The sequence below is a fragment of the Kitasatospora sp. NPDC051164 genome (assembly GCF_044455625.1).
In the GTDB taxonomy this organism is placed as follows: domain Bacteria; phylum Actinomycetota; class Actinomycetes; order Streptomycetales; family Streptomycetaceae; genus Kitasatospora.
On sequence record NZ_JBITFB010000031.1, the window covers coordinates 53459 to 74603 of the forward strand.

At 73.5% G+C, this 21145-nt stretch carries 22 protein-coding genes and 1 pseudogene; 15 read left to right on the forward strand and 8 right to left on the reverse strand.

The features are described from left to right. Positions 1-4 precede the first annotated feature (4 nt). The 6 genes from ACIBEC_RS36430 to ACIBEC_RS36455 all read left to right on the forward strand — a co-directional run bounded on the left by ACIBEC_RS36430 (position 5) and on the right by ACIBEC_RS36455 (position 6389). Positions 5-976, forward strand: coding sequence for a carbon-nitrogen hydrolase family protein (locus ACIBEC_RS36430; RefSeq protein WP_360503240.1), 972 nt, complete (start codon positions 5-7; stop codon positions 974-976). Then, entirely contained in the window at positions 973-2127 is a 1155-nt protein-coding gene (locus ACIBEC_RS36435; RefSeq protein ID WP_360503238.1) for a cupin domain-containing protein, read from the forward strand. Before ACIBEC_RS36430 ends, ACIBEC_RS36435 begins: the two co-directional genes overlap by 4 nt. 16 nt (positions 2128-2143) lie before the next feature. After that, positions 2144-3037 carry a fumarylacetoacetate hydrolase family protein gene (locus ACIBEC_RS36440; RefSeq protein ID WP_360503235.1) on the forward strand — a complete coding sequence of 298 codons (894 nt, stop codon included), beginning with the start codon at positions 2144-2146 and terminating at the stop codon, positions 3035-3037. Positions 3038-3053: 16 nt separating this feature from the next. Next, the gene (locus ACIBEC_RS36445; protein ID WP_360503232.1) at positions 3054-3812 is read left to right on the forward strand and encodes an Asp/Glu racemase; all 759 of its coding nucleotides are present in this window, start codon (positions 3054-3056) and stop codon (positions 3810-3812) included. Between the two features lie 73 nt (positions 3813-3885). Next, positions 3886-4773 (forward strand): PaaX family transcriptional regulator C-terminal domain-containing protein, encoded by an 888-nt coding sequence (locus tag ACIBEC_RS36450; RefSeq protein WP_360503230.1) that lies wholly within the window; start codon positions 3886-3888, stop codon positions 4771-4773. Next, on the forward strand, positions 4770-6389 hold the full coding sequence (locus ACIBEC_RS36455; protein ID WP_360503228.1) for an amidohydrolase: 1620 nt from the start codon (positions 4770-4772) through the stop codon (positions 6387-6389). Before ACIBEC_RS36450 ends, ACIBEC_RS36455 begins: the two co-directional genes overlap by 4 nt. A gap of 7 nt (positions 6390-6396) precedes the next feature. Here ACIBEC_RS36455 and ACIBEC_RS36460 read toward each other — a convergent pair whose 3' ends face one another. The 3 genes from ACIBEC_RS36460 to ACIBEC_RS36470 form a co-directional block, all read right to left on the reverse strand. Then, positions 6397-6918, reverse strand: coding sequence for a universal stress protein (locus ACIBEC_RS36460; protein ID WP_360503225.1), 522 nt, complete (start codon positions 6916-6918; stop codon positions 6397-6399). Between the two features lie 105 nt (positions 6919-7023). Beyond that, positions 7024-7632: a hypothetical protein gene (locus tag ACIBEC_RS36465; protein WP_360503222.1), complete on the reverse strand. Its 609-nt coding sequence runs from the start codon at positions 7630-7632 to the stop codon at positions 7024-7026. A 185-nt stretch (positions 7633-7817) separates the two neighbouring features. Next, complete coding sequence (locus ACIBEC_RS36470; RefSeq protein WP_360503219.1) at positions 7818-8558, reverse strand: alpha/beta hydrolase; 741 nt, start codon at positions 8556-8558, stop codon at positions 7818-7820. A 248-nt stretch (positions 8559-8806) separates the two neighbouring features. On the opposite strand from ACIBEC_RS36470, the gene ACIBEC_RS36475 reads away from it, so the two are divergent. The 3 genes and pseudogenes from ACIBEC_RS36475 to ACIBEC_RS36485 form a co-directional block, all read left to right on the forward strand. Next, the gene (locus tag ACIBEC_RS36475) at positions 8807-9448 is read left to right on the forward strand and encodes an alpha-ketoglutarate-dependent dioxygenase AlkB (RefSeq protein WP_360503216.1); all 642 of its coding nucleotides are present in this window, start codon (positions 8807-8809) and stop codon (positions 9446-9448) included. A 145-nt stretch (positions 9449-9593) separates the two neighbouring features. Further along, on the forward strand, positions 9594-10367 hold the full coding sequence (locus tag ACIBEC_RS36480) for a VOC family protein (RefSeq protein ID WP_360503214.1): 774 nt from the start codon (positions 9594-9596) through the stop codon (positions 10365-10367). A 201-nt stretch (positions 10368-10568) separates the two neighbouring features. Then, positions 10569-10769 (forward strand): annotated as a pseudogene (locus tag ACIBEC_RS36485) (hypothetical protein); the annotation flags it as partial. A 194-nt stretch (positions 10770-10963) separates the two neighbouring features. Here ACIBEC_RS36485 and ACIBEC_RS36490 read toward each other — a convergent pair. Then, the gene (locus tag ACIBEC_RS36490; protein WP_360503212.1) at positions 10964-11503 is read right to left on the reverse strand and encodes an Lrp/AsnC family transcriptional regulator; all 540 of its coding nucleotides are present in this window, start codon (positions 11501-11503) and stop codon (positions 10964-10966) included. A gap of 45 nt (positions 11504-11548) precedes the next feature. Here ACIBEC_RS36490 and ACIBEC_RS36495 point away from each other — a divergent pair, with 45 nt between their 5' ends. The 3 genes from ACIBEC_RS36495 (at position 11549) to ACIBEC_RS36505 (ending at position 14483) form a co-directional block, all read left to right on the forward strand. After that, positions 11549-12457 carry an NAD-dependent epimerase/dehydratase family protein gene (locus ACIBEC_RS36495; protein WP_360503209.1) on the forward strand — a complete coding sequence of 303 codons (909 nt, stop codon included), beginning with the start codon at positions 11549-11551 and terminating at the stop codon, positions 12455-12457. Then, positions 12454-13344, forward strand: a complete 891-nt coding sequence (locus ACIBEC_RS36500) for an aldo/keto reductase (RefSeq protein ID WP_360503207.1) — start codon at positions 12454-12456, stop codon at positions 13342-13344. Before ACIBEC_RS36495 ends, ACIBEC_RS36500 begins: the two co-directional genes overlap by 4 nt. A gap of 428 nt (positions 13345-13772) precedes the next feature. After that, positions 13773-14483 (forward strand): alpha/beta hydrolase, encoded by a 711-nt coding sequence (locus ACIBEC_RS36505; RefSeq protein ID WP_360503204.1) that lies wholly within the window; start codon positions 13773-13775, stop codon positions 14481-14483. 47 nt (positions 14484-14530) lie between these two features. On the opposite strand, the gene ACIBEC_RS36510 is transcribed toward ACIBEC_RS36505, so the two are convergent. From ACIBEC_RS36510 to ACIBEC_RS36520, 3 genes are all read right to left on the reverse strand, one after another. Beyond that, on the reverse strand, positions 14531-15076 hold the full coding sequence (locus tag ACIBEC_RS36510) for a universal stress protein (RefSeq protein ID WP_360503201.1): 546 nt from the start codon (positions 15074-15076) through the stop codon (positions 14531-14533). A gap of 198 nt (positions 15077-15274) precedes the next feature. Then, entirely contained in the window at positions 15275-15961 is a 687-nt protein-coding gene (locus ACIBEC_RS36515; protein ID WP_360503199.1) for a helix-turn-helix domain-containing protein, read from the reverse strand. A gap of 189 nt (positions 15962-16150) precedes the next feature. Then, positions 16151-16543, reverse strand: a complete 393-nt coding sequence (locus ACIBEC_RS36520) for a ribonuclease (protein ID WP_396289876.1) — start codon at positions 16541-16543, stop codon at positions 16151-16153. Positions 16544-16826: 283 nt separating this feature from the next. Between ACIBEC_RS36520 and ACIBEC_RS36525 the strand changes: the two genes are divergently transcribed. Together ACIBEC_RS36525 and ACIBEC_RS36530 are read left to right on the forward strand one after the other, a co-directional pair. Continuing rightward, positions 16827-18488, forward strand: coding sequence for a carboxyl transferase domain-containing protein (locus tag ACIBEC_RS36525; protein ID WP_360503196.1), 1662 nt, complete (start codon positions 16827-16829; stop codon positions 18486-18488). A gap of 482 nt (positions 18489-18970) precedes the next feature. Next, complete coding sequence (locus tag ACIBEC_RS36530; protein WP_360503193.1) at positions 18971-19366, forward strand: transglycosylase SLT domain-containing protein; 396 nt, start codon at positions 18971-18973, stop codon at positions 19364-19366. Between the two features lie 224 nt (positions 19367-19590). Here ACIBEC_RS36530 and ACIBEC_RS36535 read toward each other — a convergent pair whose 3' ends face one another. Next, entirely contained in the window at positions 19591-20049 is a 459-nt protein-coding gene (locus tag ACIBEC_RS36535) for an HD domain-containing protein (RefSeq protein ID WP_360503336.1), read from the reverse strand. Between the two features lie 168 nt (positions 20050-20217). On the opposite strand from ACIBEC_RS36535, the gene ACIBEC_RS36540 reads away from it, so the two are divergent. Further along, positions 20218-21144: an AEC family transporter gene (locus tag ACIBEC_RS36540; protein WP_360503190.1), complete on the forward strand. Its 927-nt coding sequence runs from the start codon at positions 20218-20220 to the stop codon at positions 21142-21144. Position 21145: the final 1 nt, after the last annotated feature.

Consider the following 21145-nt stretch of genomic DNA (forward strand, 5'->3'; position numbering starts at 1 on the left):
ACCCATGCCCCATCTGCCCCGCTTCACCGCCGCCGCCGTCCAGGCCGCCCCCGTCTACCTGGACCCGGCCGCCACCGTCGACAAGGCCGTCGCGCTGATCCAAGAGGCGGCCGGCCACGGCGCCGAGCTGGTGGTCTTCCCCGAGGTCTTCGTGCCCGGCTACCCGTACTGGAACTGGACGATGAACCCGGTGCAGGGCTCGCCCTGGTACGAGCGCCTGTACCGCGCCGCCGTGGACGTCCCCGGCCCGTACGTCGACACCCTGCGCGCCGCCGCCCGGCAGGCCGGCGTGGTGCTGGTGATCGGCGTCAACGAGCGCGGCCGGCACAGCCTCGGGGCGCTCTACAACACCCTGCTGATCATCGACTCGGACGGCGAACTGCTCAGCGTCCACCGCAAGCTGGTGCCGACCTGGGCCGAGAAGCTGACCTGGACCCAGGGCGACGGCAGCACCCTGAAGGTCCATCCCACCACCGTCGGCCCGCTCGGCGCACTCGCCTGCGGCGAGAACACCAACACCCTCGCCCGCTTCGCCCTGCTGGCCCAGGGCGAACTCGTCCACGCCGCCTGCTACATCGCCCTGCCGGTCGGCCCCGAGGACTACGACATGGCGGAGGCGATCGCGGTGCGCGCCGCCGCGCACTGCTTCGAGGGCAAGCTGTTCACGGTGGTCTCCTGCTCCACCGTCTCGCCCGAGATCGTCGACCTGATCGCCGGCGACGACCAGCAGGTCCGCAAGCAGCTCGCCCGCCCGCGCAGCGCACTGTCCGGGATCTTCGGCCCGGACGGGCGCGCCGTCACCGAGCCGCTGGTGGACGAGGAGGGCATCGTCTACGCCGAGATCGACCTCGGCCGCTGCATCCAACCCAAGCAGATGCACGACATCGTCGGCCACTACAACCGCTTCGATGTCTTCCGGCTGCACGTGAACGACCGCCCGCTGCGGCCCCTGGTGTTCCCCGAGGAGGAGTCATGACCAGCCACGACGACGACCGGAACGACGGCCGCGACGACGGCTACGACGACGACCGGATCGGCCGCGCGAGGGTCACCGACAGCCCGGAACTGCTCGCCTACTACGAGGAGTTGGCCAAGCACGAGGCCGGCGCGCTGTGGACCGTGGCGAACGAGATCGAGCCCTGGTACCCGCAGCCGAAGTCCGTCCCGGTGCTCTGGCGCTACGCGGACCTGCGCCCACTGGTGCGCAAGGCGCTGCCCCTGGTGAAGGGCGACGACGCCGGCCGCCGGGTGGTGATGCTGGTGAACCCCGGCCGCCGCGAACTGAGCGCCGCTGTCGGCCTGTTGTACACCGGCCTGCAGATCATGGGCCCCGGCGAGGCGATGACCGCGCACCGCCACCAGGCCTCCGCGCTGCGCTTCGTCCACGAGGGCACCGGCGCCTGGACCATCGTGGACGGCCAGAAGCTCAAGGTCGGCCCGCGCGACTTCGCGATCACCCCCAACAACACCTGGCACGAGCACGGCAACGAGGCCGACGACGCCCCGGTGATCTGGCAGGACGGCCTGGACATCCCGCTGGTCAACGCCCTCGACGCCAACTTCTACGAGGTCCACCCCGAGCTGTACCAGCGCCCCGGCCCGGTGGTGAACTCCTCACTGCTCAGCCACGGCGGCAACCTGCTGCCGTACGGCGCCGAGAAGTGGACCCGGCCGTACTCGCCGCTGCTCGGCTGGCCCTGGGAGCCCAGCTACCACGCGCTGTGCCAACTCGCCCGCGCCAGCGAGGGATCGCCGTACGACGGCGTCATCATGGAGTACACCAACCCGGTCACCGGCGGCTCGGTGATGCCGACCATGGCCGCCCACCTGCAGCTGCTGCGTCCCGGCCAGGCCACCCGCGCCCACCGGCACACCGGCTCGGTGGTCTACACGGCGGCCAAGGGGCGCGGCGTCTCGGTGATCGCCGGACAGCGCTTCGAATGGCAGCAGGGGGACATCTTCGTCGTTCCGTCCTGGGCCTGGCACGAGCACGCGAACCTCGACCAGGGCGAGGACGCCTGCCTGTTCTCCTTCAACGACTTCCCGGTGACGCACTCGCTCGGCCTGCACCGCGAGGAGGCCTACCCGGACCACGACGGGCACCAGCCCACCACCCCCGCCACCTGACCAGGAGACCCACCACATGCACCTGCTGACCTACTGCGCGGACGGCGACGACACCCCGCGCCTCGGCGCACTGCTCGCCGGGGACAAGGTCGCCGACCTCACCGCCCTCGCCACCGCCGCCGGGGCCGAACTGCCGGGCGACCTCCTCGGGTTGATCCGCGCCGGGGCGCCGGCGCTGGCCACCGCGCGCGAGCTGATCGCCGGGGCGCCGGACACCCGGCCGCTCGCCGAGGTGTCGCTGCGCGCGCCGCTGCGCCCCGGCAAGATCGTCGGCGTGGGCCTCAACTACGTGGAACACGTCGCCGAGTCGCACCGCACCCTGGACACCGACCGCGAACTGCCCGACCGCCCGGTGCTGTTCAGCAAGCCGTCGACCGCCGTCACCGGCCCGGGCCAGCCGATCCGGCACAACGCGAACCTCACCAAGCAGCTCGACTGGGAGTGCGAACTCGCGGTGGTGATCGGCGAACCCGCCTTCCAGGTCGCCGAACGGGACGCCCTGCGGCACGTGTTCGGCTACAGCATCGTCAACGACATCAGCGCCCGCGACCAGCGCCGCTCCGGGCAGTGGTTCTTCTCCAAGGGCCAGGACAGCTACGCGCCCTTCGGCCCGGCCGTGGTGACCGCCGACGAGATCCCCGACCCGCAGCGGCTCGACCTCTCGCTGAAGGTCAACGGCGAACCGCGGCAGGACTCCAACACCCGCCACATGCTGTTCGGCATCGCCCGGCTGATCGCCGACATCTCCTCCGGCGTCACCCTGGAACCGGGCGACGTGATCGCCACCGGCTCCCCCTCGGGCGTCGGCGCCGGCATGGTGCCGCCGCAGTTCCTGCAGCCCGGCGACCTGGTCGAGGCCACCATCGAACGGATCGGCACGCTCGCCAACCCCGTGATCGACGCCCGCTGATAGGAGCGCCCCGCTGATGCCGACGTACCGGATCGGCCAGATCGTCCCGAGCTCCAACGTCACCATGGAGACCGAGGTCCCCGCCCTGCTGCGGGCCCGCGAGGCGGTCGCCCCCGAGCGGTTCACCTTCCACTCCAGCCGGATGCGGATGACCAGGGTCACCCCCGAGCAACTGCGCGCCATGGACGGCGAGTCCGACCGCTGCGCCACCGAGCTCTCGGACGCCCGGGTGGACGTGATCGGCTACGCCTGCCTGGTCGCCGTGATGGCCACCGGCCCCGGCTATCACCGCGAGGCCGAGCAGCGGCTGCACCGGCGCACGGTGGAGAACGGCGCGCCCGCGCCCGTGGTCACCAGCGCCGGGGCCCTCGTCGCCGGGCTGCGGACACTCGGCGCCAAGAAGGTCGCGATGGTCACCCCGTACCTGCGGCCGCTGGCCCGGACGGTGGTCGACTACCTCGCCGAGGAGGGCATCGAGGTGCTCGACCACGCCGCCCTGGAGATCGCCGACAACCTGGACGTGGCCGCCCACGACCCGGCCCGGCTGCCCGCGATCGCCCGCGGTCTCGCGTACGCCGAGGCGGACGCCGTGGTGCTCTCGGCGTGCGTGCAGATGCCCTCGCTGTCCGCCGTCGAGGAGGCCGAGCAGCAGTTGGGCAAGCCGGTGGTCTCGGCCGCGATCTGCACCGCCCACCAGCTGCTCCGCGCGCTCGGCCTGCCCGCCTTCGCACCCGGCGCCGGGCACCTGCTGTCCGGTGCCTACGCAGAGGTCTGAACCTTCCGGACCAACGCTATGATCACCACCGGTCACCGGGCCGCCGCAGATCGCCGGGGAGGAGCGCCCACGCATGTCGGAGAGCACACCCCGGCCGAGTTCCCTGATCCACACCGTCTACGGCGAGTTCGTCCGCCGCCTCGGCGGCTGGATATCCATCGCCGACCTGATCGCGCTGATGGCCGAGCTGGACGTCGACGGCCCTGCGGTCCGCTCGGCGATGTCCCGGCTGAAGAAGGCCGGCACGCTCCTCCAGGAACGCCGCGCGGGCACCGGCTACCGGCTCGCCCCCGCGATGGAGCCGGTGTTCGAGGAAGGCGACCGCCGGATCTTCCACAGCCTGGGGCCCGCCGAACTCGCCGACGGCTGGGTGGTGGCGGTCTTCTCGGTGCCCGAGTCCGAGCGCGCCCACCGCCACCAGCTGCGCTCCCGGCTGAGCTGGCTCGGCTTCGGCAACGCCGCCCCCGGCGTCTGGCTGGCCCCCGCCCGACTGCTGCCGGACGCCCGCCGCCTGCTGGAGCGCCTCGGACTGAGCGCCTACGTCCACCTCTTCCTCTCCGCCGAGTACGCCGGCTTCGCCGATCTCCGGACGGCGGTGGCGAGTTGGTGGGACCTCCCGGCGATCGAGGCGCAGTACGCGGCCTTCACCGACGCGTGGCGCCCGGTGGCCGAGGACCTGCGCCGGCCGGGCGAGCACCAGGGGCCGGGCGGGCAGCCGGGGGAACTGCCACCGCCCCGGATCGACCCGGCCGAGGCGTTCCGCGCCTACGTCCCGATGCTCACCCAGTGGCGCCGACTGCCCTACCTGGACCCGGGGTTGCCCGCGCAGCTGCTGCCCGCCGACTGGAACGCCGTCCCGGCCCGCGCGGTCTTCACCGAGTTGCACGGGCTGCTCGCCGAGCCCGGCCTGCGGTACGTCGAGAAGGTCACCGGTCTGTCCCCCTCCCAGGAGCCGTCATGACCCCCCAGCCCCCCGCCGACCTGCTGATCCGTGCCGCGGCCGTGCACACGCTCGTCCCCGGCGAGCCGCCGCGGCGCGCGATCGCCGTCACCGGCGGACGGATCACCGCCCTCTCCCCCGCACCCGACGGACTGGACGCCCTGATCGGAGCGGCCACCGAGGTCGTGGACGCCCCGGCCTCGACCGTGCTGCCCACGTTCGACGACACCCACACGCACCTGATCCTGGCCGCCCAGAGCGTCCACGGCGTGCCCGTCCACCGCGCCCGCGACCTCCCCGAATTCCTCGACCTGATCCGCGAGCGCGCCGCCCGCACCCCCGCCGGGGAGTGGATCCACACCACGGTCAACTGGCAGGAGGTGCTGCTGACCGAGCAGCGGATGCCCACCACCGAGGAGTTGGACGCCGCCACCGCCGACCATCCGGTGCTGGTGCGCCGCGGCGCGTACAACATGGTGCTCAACTCGGCCGCGCTGCGGCTGGCCGGGATCACCGAGGCCACCGAGGCTCCGCCCGGCGGCGTGATCGAGCGCGACGAGCGGGGGCGGCTCACCGGCCGACTGATCAACCGGGCGGTCGAGCCGGTCGAGCGGGTGCTGCCGCGCCCCACCCTCACCGAGCGGATCGACGGCCTGCGCGCCGCCTCCGCGAACTACGCGGCCACCGGGATCGGCACCGTCCGCGACTGCCTCGTCCCGGTCGAGGACCTCGACGTGCTGGACGCGGCCCGGGCCGAGGGCGCCCTCGCCGTCCGGGTGCGGGCGTTGGTCTCCGGCTTCACCGCCCGGACGCCCGAACAGGTGGACGCCCTGCTGGACCGGATGGACGCCTGGCGCGCGGATGGCCGCGACGACGAGCAACTACAGCTGTGGGGCGTCAAGTTCGGCATCGACGGCGGCTTCGAGGCGGGCGCGCTGGAGGAGCCGTACCAGGGGCAGCCGTGCTACCACGGCCGACTGCTCTGGGAGCCGGCCGAGCTGCTCGCGGCGGTGGACCGGGTGGTCGAGCGCGGTTGGCGGGTCGGCGTGCACGCCTGGGGCGACCGCGGCCTGCGCGTGCTGCTGGACGTCTTCGAGCGGGTGCTCGAGCGCCGCCCGGGCCTGCCGCCCGGCACCCTGGTGGTCGAGCACGGCGGCCTGGCCCGCCCCGACCAGCGCGCCCGGGCGATCGCGCTCGGCATCCCGGTGACCGTCCAGCACCCGCTGCTGCACGACGGCGCGCTCACCCAGCAGCGGGCCTGGGGCGAGGAGCGCACGGCCGCGCTCTTCCCGCTGCGCGAGTGGCTGGACGAGGGCGCGCTGCTCACCGGCGGCTCGGACTTCCCGGTCGGCCCGTACGGTGCGATGGTCTCGGTGTGGGGCATGACGACCCGGGGCACGACGGCCGGGGTGGTCGGCCCGGAGCACGCGATCAGCCGGGCCGAGGCGGTCGCGCTGCACACCGTGAACGCCGCCCGGCTGACCGGGGAGAGCGCCGTACGCGGCAGCCTGCGGCCGGGGGCGTTCGCCGACTTCACGGTGTGGCCGCAGGACCCGCTGGACTGCCCGGCGGACGCGCTGCGCGACCTGCTCCCCGCGCTCACGGTGGTCAACGGCCGCACAGTGCACAATTCCTGACTACTCGTCAGGCAGTGACCAGCTCCCGCAGGTCGATACCGCGGTGCAGCGCACGCAGGTCCTCGTGCAGCGTGGACGGCGGGACGACGAGCACGCCGCAGCGCGCCTGGTCGAGGCAGCGGCGGGTGACCGAGCGCCGCGTCAGCCGGCGCAGCCCGGCCCGCAGACCGCCCTGCTCGCCGGTGCTGACCACCAGCAGGTCGCCCGGGCGGTCGGCCAGCTCGGTGAGCACGGCCCCGGCCTCGCCGCGCACGACCAGCGGTCGCACCGGCACCCCGATCCGGAGGCCGCCGAAGGCCTGCTCCAGCGCGCTCTCCATGCGGGCGTCGGCGAGGTCCTGCCAGGCCCGGAGCAGCGGCGGGCACGGCCGCGCACGGTAGTTGCGCTCGCCGCCCACCGGCGCCCAGGCGAGCACCGGGACCAGGACGGCCTGCCGGGTCCGGGCCTCCTCCGCCGCCCGGTGCAGGGCGGTGAGGCTGTGCAGTGAGCCGCTGACTCCGACGATGACGCGAGCGCCGTCCGACGACATGATCCTTCACTTTCCGATGTCGAGCTTCTTGAATGTCTGCGATTATGCTGCCACATCTGCGCCAAGGCCTGCAAATCGAAGGCATTCAGTGAATATCGCCTTGTATCACTCGACAACACCGAGGTTCTGGCCGTCCGTCGGCCGGACCTCCTGGAGCAGCCCCCAGGTGAAGTCGGCCGTCCACGGACACACCCGCGCGTCGCCGCCCGGAGCCTCGAAGTCCAGCTGGAAGCGGGTCGGCGCGCTTCCCTCGCGCGGCACGGCGGGCGGGAACGCCGCACCCACGTCCTCCACCACGCAGCTCCACGGCACCAGGTCGGCGACCGTGCGCAACGTCGGCACCGGGGCGCCGGCCGCCCGCACCAGCCACTCGTTCAGCACCGGCGAGCCGATCTCCCCCGGCCCGAACAGGACCTCGAACCGCAGCTCCGGCCAGAGCGGCAGCGCCCACTGCCGCGCGGTGCACGCCAGGTCCCCGATCCGGCGCGGCACGCTCGCCTCCGCCGGGCCGAGCACGGCGCTGTGGCGGGCGGCCCCGCGCGGGAACCGGGGCGCCCGGACCATCGCCTGCCAGCGCTTGTTCGCCTCCCGCATCGAGGCCCGGGTGGCACCCAGCCGCCGCACCGCGTCCTCGACCAGGTCAGGCTGGTAGTCGGCCATCCGGCGCAGCAGCACCAACTGGAACTCGGTCACCCCGAAGCCGTTGATCGCCATACCCGCAGGCTAGGGCCTCTCCTCAGGCTCCCGCCGCCGGCCTGACCGGCGAGCCCCGACCGCAGCGGTCGGGGCGGTTGTGCGTCGGCCGGCCACCGTCATCGAGGAGGGCATGGTCCCGTCCTCGATGAGCGCCATCCCGGCCGACACGGCCTACCGTCCGGCGTCGGCCTGACGGCCCGGCCTCACTTCAGGTGACGGGTGAAGAACCGGGCCGCGGCGTCCCCCGCGAACTGCGGGACGCCCGTGTGCCCGCCCATATTGGCGTGCAGGGACTTCTCCTCGGAGCCGAAGGCGTCGAACAGGTCCAGGGCCGCCTGCCGGTCGTTGCTCTCGTCGTCCCACTGCAGCAGGACATGCAGCGGAATGGTGACCCGGCGGGCCTCCGCGAACATGGCGCGGGGCACGAGACTTCCGGCGAAGAGACCGGCGGCCACGATGCGCGGCTCGACGACCGCAAGGCGAACGCCGATGGAGATCACTCCCCCCGAGTACCCGACGGGGCCGCCGATCTCGGGCAGCGACAGGAGGGCGTCCAACGCGGCCTGCCATTCCGGGACCGCCTTCTCGACGAGCGGGAGGACGAGGGCGTCGATGATCTCGTCGCCGACCGGTTCGCCGGCCTCCATGGTCCGGCGCAGGTCGGCGCGGGCCTGCTCGACGGCGGCCCAACGGGGCCGGTCGCCGCTCCCGGGGAGCTCGATGGTGGCCGCGGCGAAGCCGTCCGCCACGGCCTGCCGGGCCCGCCCCGCCAGGCGGGGGTACATCCTGCGCAGTCCGAGCGGGGGATGGCCGAGGAGGATCAGCGGCACCGGTACGGACGCGGACGCGGACGCAGGGGTCCACAGGATGCCGGGGATCTCGCCGAGGGTGAATTCGCGCTCGAGGACGCCGTCGTCGAGGCGCTGTTCGGAAGTGAAGTGCACGGTCGTGCCTTTCGGGAGTGCTCGTGAACGGCGCTCCCGGACGACCTATCGCCCGACCGTGACCCCGGAGGAGAGCACCCATGTCGTTGCTGCGTTCACGGGTACCACCTCCTCGTTCTCTCGCACGGCCTCCGGAAACGTATCAGTGGTCACGTGGTCCGCCAACAGGTTTTCGCCAGGCCCCGGGAAGCGGAGGAGGCGGGCGTCGGTTTCGAGCAGATGTTCGAATGAAGGCGTACGCTGGCCCCATGCACGGCACCCTCCCCCGCCAGCCCTCGCTGTTCGACGACGCGGAACACGACGGCATCCGCCTCGGCCCGCTCGACGGCCTGCGGCGGCAGGTGCTCGGCGACGGCGCCTGGCTGGACGTGCTGCCCGGGTGGCTGCACGGCGCGGACGAGCTGTTCGAACACCTCGCCGAGACCGTGCCCTGGCGGGCCGAGCGCCGCGAGATGTACGAGCGGACGGTCGACATCCCCCGCCTGCTGGCCTCCTACCCGGCGGACGCCGAGCCCCCGCACCCGGTGCTCGGGCAGGCCCGCACCGCGCTGAGCCGGCACTACGCGGACGAGCTGGGCGAGCCGTTCCGCACCCTCGGGCTCTGCTACTACCGGGACGGCCGGGACAGCGTGGCCTGGCACGGCGACCGGATCGGGCGCGGCGCCCGCGAGGACACCATGGTGGCGATCCTGTCCGTCGGCGAGCCCCGCACCCTGGCCCTGCGACCGCGGTACGGCGGCGGGACGGTCGTCCGGCGCCCGCTCGGCCACGGGGACCTGGTGGTGATGGGCGGCTCCTGCCAGCGCACCTGGGAACACGCCATCCCCAAGACCGCCCGCCCGGTGGGCCCGCGGATCAGCATCCAGTTCCGGCCGCACGGCGTCGCCTGAGCCCCCGGCTGCCGAACGCCCCGAGCCTGCGGATCAGCCCCGGGCCTGCCCCGCGCCTGCGGACCAGCCCCGGACCTGCCCCGGTTGCCGCACACCCGCCCGGCGCGGAGGCTGGCGAGTGGGGCCGGCGGCACCAGGAGGCGGCATGCCGAAGGCGGGCAGGTACCGCGAGGGCGTCCCGTGCTGGGTCGTCCTGACGGCGCCGGACTCCTCACACGCGCAGCGTTTCTACGGCGCGCTGTTCGACTGGGAGTTCGTCCCGACCGGCCCCGCCGAGGCGGTCGCCACGCGGTACGGCGCCCAGGTCGCGGCCATCGGACAGCCCGCGGCCCTCGGAGGACAGCCCGCGGACAGCCCGGAGCCCGCCGCCTGGACCACCCACCTAGCCTGCGCCGACCTCCGCCACACCGCGGCGCTGATCCGCGCCGCGGACGGCCGGATCACCCGCGAGCCGTACGAGGTGCCCGAGCAGGGCCGAGCCGCGCTCGCCGTCGACCCGCTCGGCGCCCCCTTCGGCCTCTGGCAGGCGGGCACCATCGACGGCGCCGGCCTGGTGGACGAGCCCGGCGCCCTCGCCTGGAACGAGCACCTCTCCCCCGACCCCGACACCGCGCGCGACTTCTACCGACGCGTCTTCGGCTACACCTACGACCGGCCGAAGGCCGGCCACGCCCTCGCCCGGGCCGCCGGCCTGCCCGCCTGCAGCATCGGCCCGTCCGCCACGGGCGCGAGCTGGCTGGCCCACTTCGGGACCACCGACACCGACCGCGCGACCGACCGGCTGCGCGCCCTGGGCGGCATCGTCCTCACCGGGCCCGAGCCGACACCGTACGGCCGCGCCGCACTGGTCCGGGACGACGCCGGCGCGGTGTTCGTCCTGGTCACCGTCCCGTCCGTCGAGTCCGCGGCGGCCGCCTGACCCGGCCCCGCGCCCGCCGGTCCTTCCCCCCTGCCCGTCAGTCCTTCCCCGCCCATGGGCTTGAAGGCCGAGAGCACCATCCAGAAGATCGGGAAGGCCGTGACGACGGCCAGCGCGATCGCGGCGGTGTTCGCCGCGAGCCGCCACCGGCTCCGGGAGTTCCGAAGGGAGTCCCGGACGCCGTTCCCAATGCCGTTCCCGATGCCGTTCCGAGGGCCGTTCACAGCTCGTTCCCCGTCCGCTGCCCGAGGAGGCCGTCGCCGAGGTGGTCGCGGCCGGCCTGCGCCCGGTGACCGCCTGGACCCTCTCGGACGAGACCCGGCTGCGCGCCCGACCTCGCCCGGATCCGCGCCCATCGACGACCGGGAGAACGAGCCGGAGGTGCGGTGCGTCGCGGCGCCGGTCTTCGACCACACCGGCGAGGTGACGGCAGCGCTCCGTCTCCGGGCTCACCTCGCGGATGACGGCCGCCCGGGTGCGCTCCCTCGGGCCGGTCGTGGCGCAGGTCGGGCTGCGGATCTCGCGCGAGCTGGGCTCCGACCGGCAGCCGTCGTCCTGAACCTCCCGGGACGGACCCCCGGAACAGGACATCCGGGTCATTCCGAGGGCAGCAGCACCCGTTGCTCGACGGGCGAGGAGAGGATCACCGAGGTCGTCGTCCGGCCGAGCACCGCGATCGCCTCGATCAGCTCCTCCAGGTGGGTGGTGTCCCGCGCGGCGACCTTGAACACCCAGCAGTCCTCGCCGATCACGTGGTGCACCTCCAGCACCTCCGGCCGGTGCAGCAGTTCCTGGCTGCGCAGGTACTTCACCGTCATCCGGGCGTGCGGCGAGACCCGGACGAAGGCCCGGATGCCGTACCCCAGCCGCTGGGGCGCGACCTGCGCCGCGTAGCCGGTGATCGTGCCGCTCGCCTCCAGCCGGCGCACCCGCTCGCCGACCGCGGCCGGGCTGAGGTTCACCCGCCGGCCCAGCTCGCTGAGCGTGATCCGGCCCTCGGACTGGAGCAGCTCCAGCAGCCGCAGGTCGACCGCGTCCAGGCCGCCGCCGACACCGCTCCGGGAGCCCGCCGACGAATCGTCGGCCGAACCGCCGGACTGCCGTTGGTCTTTCGGTCGCAGCGCCTGAACTCCCATGATCACCCCTTCATCGAACCGCGCCGCACCATAACACTTGTGGGTATGGAAAACGTGCTCGTCATCGGGGGAAACCGGTACTTCGGACGGCAGTTGGTCACCCGGCTGCGCGACTCCGGAGTCCGGGTCAGCGTGCTCAACCGGGGCTCGACGCCGCCACCGCCCGGCGTCACCCGGCTCGTCGCCGACCGCGCGGACGAGACGGCGCTGACCGCCGCCCTCGCCGGGCGGGACTTCGACGCCGTGATCGACCAGGTCTGCTACACCCCGCGACAGGCCGAACTCGCCGTCCGTGCCTTCGCCGGGCGGACCGGCCGCTATCTGATGACCTCCACGATCGAGGTCTACGACACCGGCGAGCCGCACCCGGCGGGCCGCCCCCTGGCCGAGTCCGCCGTCGACCCGGCCGGGTGGCCGGTTCGGCTCGAACTTCCCTGGACGGCACCGGAGTTCATCGACGCATCGTACGGCGAGGGCAAGCGCCAGGCGGAGGCGGTGTTCACCCGCGACGCGCCGTTCCCGTTCGTCTCCGTCCGGCTCGGGCACGTCCTCGGCGCCGCCGACTTCACCGGGCGGCTGGCCCACTACGCCGAGCGGATCGACGCGGGCCTGCCCGTCCTGGTGCACCCGGAGAACCAGCCCTCCTCCTACACCCACGAAGCCGAAGCAGCCGCCTTCCTGGCGTGGGCGGCGGGCGAGCCGTTCACCGGCCCGGTCAACCTCGCCTCGCACGGCGAACTGACCGCCACCGGCCTCTGCGACCTGCTCGCCGCCGGCCGCCCGTACCGCACGGCCGCGCCCGAACCCGGACAGCAGGCCTCGCCGTTCTCCTTCGATCGCTACTACGGCATGGACAACTCCCGGGCCCAGCAGCTCGGCCACCCCCTCTCACACACCCGCGACTGGCTGCCCGGCCTGATCGCCGCCACCCGCGGACAGGAGCTCCCCGTATGACCGCCGTCACCACCACCCGCCTCCTCGGCACCGTCCGGACCAGCGCCATCGGACTCGGTGCGATGCCGCTCTCCGTCGAGGGCCGCCCCGACGTGGCCCGCGCCATCGCCACCGTGCACGCCGCACTGGACGCAGGCATCACGCTGATCGACACCGCCGACTCCTACCACTGGCACGCCGACGAGTACGGCCACAACGAGGAGCTGATCGCCCGGGCCCTCGCCGCCTACGGCTCGGACGCCGACCGGGTCCTGGTCGCCACCAAGGGCGGCCGCGGCCGCCCCGGCGACGGCTCCTGGACCGTCAACGGCGACCCGGCCCACCTCAAGCGCGCCTGCGAGGGCTCACTGCGCCGCCTCGGCGTCGAGGCGATCGGCCTCTACCAGCAGCACCACCCGGACCGGACCGTCCCGTACGCCGATTCGCTCGGCGCGATCCGGGAGCTCTACGAGGAGGGCAAGATCCGCGCGGCCGGCATATCCAACGTGGACGTGGCGCAGGTCCGCCTCGCCCGGGAGGTCCTCGGCGACGCCCTGGTCTCGGTGCAGAACGAGTACTCCCCCGCCGTCCGCACGCACCAGCCGGTACTCGACCTGTGCGCCGAACTGGGCCTGGCCTTCCTCCCCTGGAGCCCCCTCGGCGGCATCGGCCGATCCGCCGAACTCGGCGGAGCCGGCGAGGAGTTCGCCGCCATCGCGGCCGAACGTGAAGTCAGCCCGCAACGCGTCGCGCTCGCCTGGCTGCTGGCCGCCTCCCCGGTGACCATCCCGATCCCGGGCGCCAGCCGCCCCGAAACCATCCGCGACTCCGCGACCGCAGGGGACCTGGTGCTCAGCGGAGAGGAACTGGCCCGCCTCGCGAACGCGAACGGGGCCCGGCGCCTGTGAAAGGCACCGGACCCCGTCCGACAGTTGAGCGCCAGGCCCGGGTTGCACGGACTCTTCCTACTGAAAGTAGGACGTGCTCTGGTAGCACCACTGACGCCTGACGAGGGATTCGTTTCCCTCGCGACAGGAAGAATATTAGCAGCTCAACACCCATGCGCCGAACCACGGACAATCCCCGACAGCCGCCGACAACCGCCGACAACCGCCGACAACCGCCCCCGAAAACGCGAACGGGGCCCGGCGCCTGTGAAAGGCACCGGACCCCGTCCGACGGTAGAGCGCCAGGCCCGGATCGCACGGACTCTTCCTACTGAAAGTAGGACGTGCTCTGGTAGCACCACTGACGCCTGGCGAGGAATCATCTCCCTCGCGACGAGAAGTACAGTACCAGTTCAGTGATCAGTCACCGAACCGGAGGCGAACCCCGCATGACAAGCACTCCATCCGAGGTCGTTCCGTACGCGGACGGGCGGCTTTTGGACGTCCACCGGCCGACCGCCGGTGCCACCGGGCCGACTCCCGTCGTCCTGCTCTGGCACGGCAGCGGGCCGAACGAGCGGGACGTCCTCCGGCCGCTGGCCCGGGAGGCCGCCGCGCTCGGACTGCTGGTGCTCGTCCCGGACTTCGACACCGAGCAGGCGGACGGCGGCGCCGCCGAGCTGCTCGCCTCCCTCGCCCAGGCCCGCCGCATCGCCACCGACTTCGGCGGGGACCCGGCCCGCTTCGTGCTGGCCGGCTGGTCCCTGGGCGGCCGGGAGGCGATCGCCGTGGCCACCCACCCGGACACCCCCGCCGAGCTCCGGCCCACCGCCGCCGTCGGCATCGCCTCGCGCTACGCCGACCCGGCCGTCACCACCGGCGATGCCCCGCTCGACCAGCTGACCGCGAGCCCCTCCCCCGTCCCGCTGTGGCTGGTGCACGGCACGGCGGACGACATCGTGGACGTCGAGCACACCCGCAAGCTGAGCGCCGCCGTACCGACCGCCGCACTGCTCGAACTCCCCACCGACCACGCGGGCGTGGTGATGACCGCGTACAGCCCCGAGGCCCGGCGCTGCCTCCCCGCGACGGCCGCCGACACCCTGGATGCCGGCCGCCGCACCGCCGCTGTCCTCGCCGAGGCGGCCGGGCTGTCGTAGCGACGGGGCGGCGGCCGGTGCCCGGATCGCGGACTGTGAGCGAACGGTCAGTTCTGCGCGAGCGGCGCCCGCAGTCCGTGCCCGCGCTCCAGTGCCTCCAGGTCGCGCTGCAGCGGCGGGCGCGGGACCGTGAGCACCGGGCAGGTCGCGTGCCGGACGCAGTAGGCGGTGACGGACGGGTGCACCAGCCGGGCGAGCCGGCCGCGTTCGCGCCCTGCGCCGAGGACGAGCAGGTCACCGGGGCGGTCGGCGCACCGCACCAGGGTGTGGCCGGTGTCACCGCGGACGGTCTGGCACTGCAGTCGGACGCCCACGAACCGGCCGGCGAAGGCCTCGTCGAGGGCCTGCCGCAGCCGGGCCACCGCGTCGTCGCGGCCCGCGGTGATCACCGGCGGGCAGGGGGAGCGACGGTAGCCGAGTTCGTCGCCGGGCGGGGTCCAGCAGAGGACCGCGAGCACGTCGACGTCCGTCCGGCGGGCCTCGGCGACGGCATGGTGGAGGGCGGCGAGGCTGCCGAGCGAGCCGCTGACGCCGACAACGATCCGGCCCTCGTCCACCCCAGTGTCCATGCCACTGTCCGCGCTGTCCGCCATGCCCCGCCCCTGCCCCTCCCGGCCCATCCCGCCGTGCCACCGAACCGACGGACCGGCCGGACCCGGTGGGCCGCCGAACCGCGCTCCGTCGCATCCCAGCAAAGCGCTTCGCGACCGCGTGGCCGCCGCCCGTTGACGGAGCTCTGACGCGACGCCCGGCGTTCCGTACGCGTCCCTGATGCAGCCGGAGCCGTGCTCTCAGGCTTCCGGGGACTCCGCTTCCGGGGACTCCGCTTCCCAGAGGTCCGCGAACATCCGGTCCAGGTGTTCCTCGCCGATCGGCGGGACCGGCAGCGGGTGGGTGGCCCGGGCGCGGAAGCCGTCCAGGAGGAGGGCGAGGTAACGGCGCCAGAGGTCGGGGCGCAGCTCGGTGGCTGCGGGCAGGGCGCGGCAGAGCGGGCCGAGCAGGAACAGCAGGTCCATGGTGACCACGTCGCGCCGCATGGCGCCCTGTTCCTGGGCGCGGGTGATGAGGGCGCCGACCGTGGCGGCGTGCTGCCGGCTGATCTCGATCATGCCGGGGATGGTCGGGATGGCCTGGGTGACCAGGTCGTTGATGCCCCGGTCAGCGGCGACGAGTTCGAAGATCCGCTCGAAGTACCGTTCGAGGCCGGTCCAGGCGTCCTCGGCGGCGAGTGCTTCCTCCCCGGCGGTGGCCAGGGCGGCGCCGGCGTCCGCGAACACCTCGCCGATCAGCGCCTCACGGGTCGGGAAGTGCCGGTAGAGGGTGGCGTTGCCGACGCCGGCCTCCTTGGCGATCTGGTCCAGCGGCACGTCCAGGCCCTGGCGGGAGAACAGGTCGCGGGCGGCGGCGAGCAGCAGGTCGCGGTTGCGCTGCGCGTCTCGCCGGAGCCGTCCCGGGGGGTTCGCGCTGCTCGGTGCCATGCGTCCGACCCTAGCAAGCGCGCGGGCGGGTGACGGCGTGCCACTCAACTGCCGTGCCGCACCAGCCCACCATCCCGCGGCGCCCTCGACCGAGCCTGCCGCCCAACCGGGCAACCGGGCAACCGCTCCGGCGGTACGACGGTGGCCCCGGCGGGGACGTGCGCCGGGGCCGTAGTCGTGCCGGGAGGGTCAGCAGGTCTGGTCGACGAGGGAGAACGTGGCGTAGTGGTCGCCGGTGTAGTAGTCCTCCTGGTAGTCCTGGCCGGTCACGATCCGGCGGGCGCCACGGGTCGGGGAGCCCGGGGTGACGACGGTGTACTCGTGGTAGTACCCGTAGGACTCGCTGGGCAGGACGCCCTCTCTGTTCTGGAAGACCACGCCGTCCTGGGAGTAGGGGAACGGCCCGTCGGAGGCGATCAGGTCGAGGGTGTCGGTGGCCTCCGACGGGAGGGTGGAGAGGCACACCGAACCGCTCACGGCGGCGTGCGCCTCGGTGGCGACGGCGACCGGCGCGAGGGTCATCAGGGCAACGGCGGTGATGGCGGCAGCGCGGGACTTCCACGCGCGTAGAGTGCGAGTCATGCCCCCAGTGTGGCGAGACACCGTCAACTCCGGAACCCCTCCATCCAAGTATTAACCGGCGAGTAACTCCCCTTTACCCAAGGCGACTTGACCCGTACTCCGACGTCCGACGGCATCCCCCGGGCACCGTCCACGAACCGCCCGGACGACACAAGGGTCGACAGTCATCGAACTAGCGTCGAGGCCGCCCCGCCCCGCCCCGAGGACTCTCGCCGCCCCCGGACCGCGCCGCATAGAGTGACGGATCACGGCGGACCGGAACGATCTCTGACGGGGTGGGGCCATGGCAGCGAACGAGGACAACGCGCGGACCACGCCTCCGGGGCTGACGAATACGCCGACACAGCAGACCGCACCGCCCCCGCTCACAGCGCTCACCGCACTCACCGCACTCACCGCCCATCAGCTGATCGGCCTGCTGGTCGACCCCGGCAGCTTCCGCAGCTGGGACGAGCCGCCGCTCGGCCCGCCCGCCGACCCCGACTACCGCGCCTCGCTCGACCGGGCCCGCGAGCGCACCGGCCTGGACGAGGCCGTCCTCACCGGCCTCGGCCTGATCGACGGGCGGCCGGTCGCGCTGGTCGCCTCCGAGTTCGGCTTCCTCGGCGGCTCGATCGGCGTCGCGACCGCCGAACGGATCACCCGGGCCGTCGAGCGCGCCACCGCCGAGCGGCTGCCCCTGCTCGCCCTGCCGGTCTCCGGCGGCACCCGGATGCAGGAGGGCTCGGCGGCCTTCCTCTGCATGCTGCGGATCACCGCCGCCGTCCAGGCCCACCGCGCGGCCGGCCTCCCCTACCTCACCTACCTGCGCAACCCCACCATGGGCGGGGTCTTCGCCTCCTGGGGCACGCTCGGCCAGCTGGTGCTCGCCGAGCCGGGCGCCCGGCTCGGCTTCCTCGGCCCGCGCGTGAACGAGGAGCTGCGCGGCGTGGAGCTGCCGCCGGACGTCCAGCGGGCCGAGACACTGGCCGAACAGGGGCTGGTGGACGCCGTCGTTCCGCCGCAGGAGCTGCGCGAGCTGGTCCGCCGCACCCTCGCCGTCCTCGCCACCACGCCGCCGACCCTTCCCATGGACACCCCTCTTACCGGCAACGCGGGTGCCCTTCCGCTGACCGGGAACGCAGGCGACACCCCTCCTACAGGGAACGCGGGCGCCGCCGCGACCCCCGAGCGCCCCGACGCCTGGGACTCCGTCCGCCGCACCCGCCGCCCCGGCCGCCCGGGCACCCGCGAGCTGCTGCGGCACACCACCGAGGAGCTGGTACTGCTGGACGCCCCCGGAGGTCGCAGCGGTGCGCTGGTCCGCGCGCTCGCCGTCCTCGGCGGGCGGCCCGTCCTGGTGGTCGGCCAGCAGCGACAGACCACGGAGCACGAGCGCCCCTTCACGGCTGCCGACCTGCGGTCCGTCCGTCGCACCGCGCGCCTGGCCGAGCAGCTCGGGCTGCCGCTGGTCACCGTGGTGGACACGGCGGGCGCCGAGCTGTCGGCCGAGGCCGAGCGGGACGGCATCGCCGTGGAGATCGCGCACTGCCTGACCACCCTGCTCGCGCTGCGCACCCCCGTCCTCGCGGTGCTGCTCGGCCAGGGCTCGGGCGGCGGCGCGCTCGCGCTGCTCCCGGCCGACCGGGTGCTCGCCGCGAGCCACGCCTGGCTGGCGCCGCTGCCGCCGGAGGGCGCTTCGGCGATCGTCCACCGCGACGGCGGGCACGCCGCCGAGCTGGCCCGGGCGCAGGGCATCGGGGCGCAGCACCTGGCGGAGGTCGGGCTGGTGGACCAGGTGGTCCCGGAGTTGCCGGACGCCGCCGACGAACCGGAGGCCTTCTGCATCCGGCTCGGCCGGGCGGTCGGCGCGGCGCTCGGCGCCCTCGCGGCGCCCCCCGAGGCGGACCGGCTCGCGGCCCGGGCGGTACGGCACCGGCGGCTGGGCGACCTGCGCGGTCAGTAACCGTCGGCCGTCAGCCGGCCGTGCATTTCAGGGTGTGGCGCCGGTCTCAGCAGCCGATTGATCGTCTGTACCCAAAGTGCTTCCCCCGAACCGGCGGGTGACGGCGGCGCAGGCCCGAACGGTGAGTGCGCTCACACGGAATCGATGGCCACGACGGACCGTAGTAGACACTGCCGGACCATCCGCCCCCGCCCTATGCCCCCACGTTCACGCACGTCAGAGCCGGTCCGCGCACCCGGCGCGACCGGCCCTTCGAATCCACGGCCGCCGCTTCCGTACGACCGTCGGTCGTAATGAGGGGGTCTTGGCGGCGGCCGATCCGGTCTGGCAACAATGGCTCTCGTCGCCAGCCACACCGGCTCCTGTCCCGCCGGTGAACGGCTTACTGCCGAGTCACGCCCCGCGACTACATCGGCCCCTGTCCGGCCTGTGGTCCTGGACGGGGTGTGACCCGGCCCAACCTGATTGAGGTTTTGTTCTTCATGCCCGCTTTCAAGCTCCGTATGCGTACTTCGGCCGCGATTCTTGCCGGCGCCGCCGGTCTGACCGCCCTGGGTGCCGGTGTCCTGCCCGCCACCGCTAACGCCGCCACCGCCTCCCCGCAGGCGATCGCCGCGCAGATCGTCCCGGCGAACCAGCTGGCCTCGTTCAGCCAGATCATCTCCCACGAGTCCAGCTGGAACGTGACCGCGACCAACGCGAGCTCGGGTGCGTACGGTCTGGCCCAGGCGCTGCCGGGCTCCAAGATGGCCTCGGCCGGTGCGGACTGGAAGACCAACCCGAAGACCCAGATCAAGTGGGCGCTGGACTACATGAACTCCCGCTACGGCAGCCCGAACGCCGCCTGGGCCTTCTGGCAGAACCACCACTGGTACTAAGCCGGCCCCGTCGGCCCACCGATTCCCTCCCGTCCCCTGACCACTCCCCTCACCCCGGGGGTCGGACAGGGACCACCGGGGTGCCCGAGAGGGCCCGGACCCGCGCGATCCGCGCGGCCCGGGCCCTCTCGGGTTTTTCCGCTTTCCCCACCTGCTCGGGATCCCTCCGGCGTGCCCTACAGCACGCCCGGCAGCCCGCCGTACAGCACGCCCGGCAACCCGCTCTACAGCTCGCCGGTCAGCCCCAGCAGCTCGCGCATCCGCGCGTACTTGGCGGCCAGCCGCTCGGCGGTCGCCCGGTCCAGCGCGGCCAGCCGAGCCGGGTCGGAGTTGTGGGCCAGGTCGGCGCGCTTGACCAGCAGCGCACCGGGCGTGGCCAGGATGCGCGCGGTGTAGTCCTCCAGCGGCTCCTCCGGGCGCCTGGTGAGCGCGTCCACGATCGCCTTGGTTTCCTCGGGCAGCGCTGCCGCCGCCAGCCACTCCCAGCTCAACCGGTCGTCCTCGACGGTGTCGTGCAGCCAGCCCGCCGCGATCTGCGCCTCGCTGCCGCCGCGTGCGGCCGTCCCGCGCGCGACCGCCGCGATGTGCTCGCCGTACGGGTGCCCGTTCTTGTCCACCTGCCCCTGGTGGGCACCGCGCGCGATCGTCTCCACCTCGGACAGGCTCAGGTATTCGTCGTCCATCGGCTCCTCCATCGGCTCATCGTAGGCCCGTGATCGACGTAGCGCGGGTCACTGGTTTACTGCCGCGGGGGGTTCACGGCTTCGAGGGTCCACCGGCCCGGTGTTGACGCCCCCGGCGGGCGATCCCCGCCGCACCCGGCAGACACGTCCGAGCGATCCGAGGAACCCATGCCATCCCTGCATCCGCTGCTCTCCGGCTTCGCCCCGATCTGGGCGCTCACCGGAGTCGGTTACGTCGTCGGCCGCACCAAGCTGCTCGGGCCGCACGCCGAGGCGGTGCTCAACCGGTTCGTCTTCCACGTGGCGATGCCGGCCGCGCTCTTCCTGATGATCGCCCGCACCCCGCTGGGGCGCTTCGCCAACCCGTCGATGCTCGCCTTCGCCGCCGGCACCGCCGTCGCGACCGGCCTCGGGCTGCTCGCCGGGCGCCTGCTGTTCCGCCGCAAGTCCGGCGAACTGGCCATCGGCGCGATGGCCTCGGGGTACGTCAACTCCGCCAACCTGGGCATCCCGGTGACCATGCAGGTCCTCGGCGACGCCTCCTTCGTGGCCCCCGTGGTGCTGTTCCAGATCCTGCTGGTCACTCCGGCCGTCCTCGCCGTGCTCGACGGCGGCGCGGCCGGCCGCCGGGCCCTGCGCACCCTGCCGGTGCGCAACCCGATCCTGCTCGCCACCGCACTCGGCGCCGTCGCCTCGGCGACCGGGGTGCACCTGCCCGCCGAGCTGAATCGTTCCTGCGAACTGCTCGGCGGCGCCGGCGTGCCGACCGCCCTGATCGCCCTCGGCATCTCGCTGCACAACCGCCCCCCGGCGGACGGCCGTTCGCGCCGCACCGAGGTCGGGCTGACGGTCGCCGTCAAGACCCTGGTCCAGCCGCTCGTCGCGCTCGCCGTGGCCGGCCCGCTCCTCCACCTGCCCGCCCACCAACTGCTCACCGTCGTCCTGTTCTCCGCGCTGCCGACCGCCCAGAACGTGTACACCTACGCCCGCGAGTACGGGCAGAACACGGAGCTCGCCCGGGACGTGGTGCTCTGGTCGACGCTGGCGTCGATGGCGACGCTGTCGGTGATCAGCTGGACCCTCGGACCGGCATAGC

Excerpts from the sequence above, each read along its gene's own strand:
- ACIBEC_RS36480 (WP_360503214.1), top strand. The coding sequence starts at position 9,594 with ATGCCGAAGGCGGGCAGGTACCGCGAGGGCGTCCCGTGCTGGGTCGTC.
- ACIBEC_RS36490 (WP_360503212.1), bottom strand. The coding sequence starts at position 11,503 with ATGGGAGTTCAGGCGCTGCGACCGAAAGACCAACGGCAGTCCGGCGGT.
- ACIBEC_RS36430 (WP_360503240.1), top strand. The coding sequence starts at position 5 with ATGCCCCATCTGCCCCGCTTCACCGCCGCCGCCGTCCAGGCCGCCCCC.
- ACIBEC_RS36530 (WP_360503193.1), top strand. The coding sequence starts at position 18,971 with ATGCCCGCTTTCAAGCTCCGTATGCGTACTTCGGCCGCGATTCTTGCC.
- ACIBEC_RS36455 (WP_360503228.1), top strand. The coding sequence starts at position 4,770 with ATGACCCCCCAGCCCCCCGCCGACCTGCTGATCCGTGCCGCGGCCGTG.
- ACIBEC_RS36505 (WP_360503204.1), top strand. The coding sequence starts at position 13,773 with ATGACAAGCACTCCATCCGAGGTCGTTCCGTACGCGGACGGGCGGCTT.
- ACIBEC_RS36510 (WP_360503201.1), bottom strand. The coding sequence starts at position 15,076 with ATGGCGGACAGCGCGGACAGTGGCATGGACACTGGGGTGGACGAGGGC.
- ACIBEC_RS36540 (WP_360503190.1), top strand. The coding sequence starts at position 20,218 with ATGCCATCCCTGCATCCGCTGCTCTCCGGCTTCGCCCCGATCTGGGCG.
- ACIBEC_RS36460 (WP_360503225.1), bottom strand. The coding sequence starts at position 6,918 with ATGTCGTCGGACGGCGCTCGCGTCATCGTCGGAGTCAGCGGCTCACTG.
- ACIBEC_RS36440 (WP_360503235.1), top strand. The coding sequence starts at position 2,144 with ATGCACCTGCTGACCTACTGCGCGGACGGCGACGACACCCCGCGCCTC.
- ACIBEC_RS36475 (WP_360503216.1), top strand. The coding sequence starts at position 8,807 with ATGCACGGCACCCTCCCCCGCCAGCCCTCGCTGTTCGACGACGCGGAA.
- ACIBEC_RS36495 (WP_360503209.1), top strand. The coding sequence starts at position 11,549 with ATGGAAAACGTGCTCGTCATCGGGGGAAACCGGTACTTCGGACGGCAG.
- ACIBEC_RS36500 (WP_360503207.1), top strand. The coding sequence starts at position 12,454 with ATGACCGCCGTCACCACCACCCGCCTCCTCGGCACCGTCCGGACCAGC.
- ACIBEC_RS36515 (WP_360503199.1), bottom strand. The coding sequence starts at position 15,961 with ATGGCACCGAGCAGCGCGAACCCCCCGGGACGGCTCCGGCGAGACGCG.
- ACIBEC_RS36535 (WP_360503336.1), bottom strand. The coding sequence starts at position 20,049 with ATGGACGACGAATACCTGAGCCTGTCCGAGGTGGAGACGATCGCGCGC.
- ACIBEC_RS36435 (WP_360503238.1), top strand. The coding sequence starts at position 973 with ATGACCAGCCACGACGACGACCGGAACGACGGCCGCGACGACGGCTAC.
- ACIBEC_RS36445 (WP_360503232.1), top strand. The coding sequence starts at position 3,054 with ATGCCGACGTACCGGATCGGCCAGATCGTCCCGAGCTCCAACGTCACC.
- ACIBEC_RS36465 (WP_360503222.1), bottom strand. The coding sequence starts at position 7,632 with ATGGCGATCAACGGCTTCGGGGTGACCGAGTTCCAGTTGGTGCTGCTG.
- ACIBEC_RS36450 (WP_360503230.1), top strand. The coding sequence starts at position 3,886 with ATGTCGGAGAGCACACCCCGGCCGAGTTCCCTGATCCACACCGTCTAC.
- ACIBEC_RS36525 (WP_360503196.1), top strand. The coding sequence starts at position 16,827 with ATGGCAGCGAACGAGGACAACGCGCGGACCACGCCTCCGGGGCTGACG.
- ACIBEC_RS36520 (WP_396289876.1), bottom strand. The coding sequence starts at position 16,543 with ATGACTCGCACTCTACGCGCGTGGAAGTCCCGCGCTGCCGCCATCACC.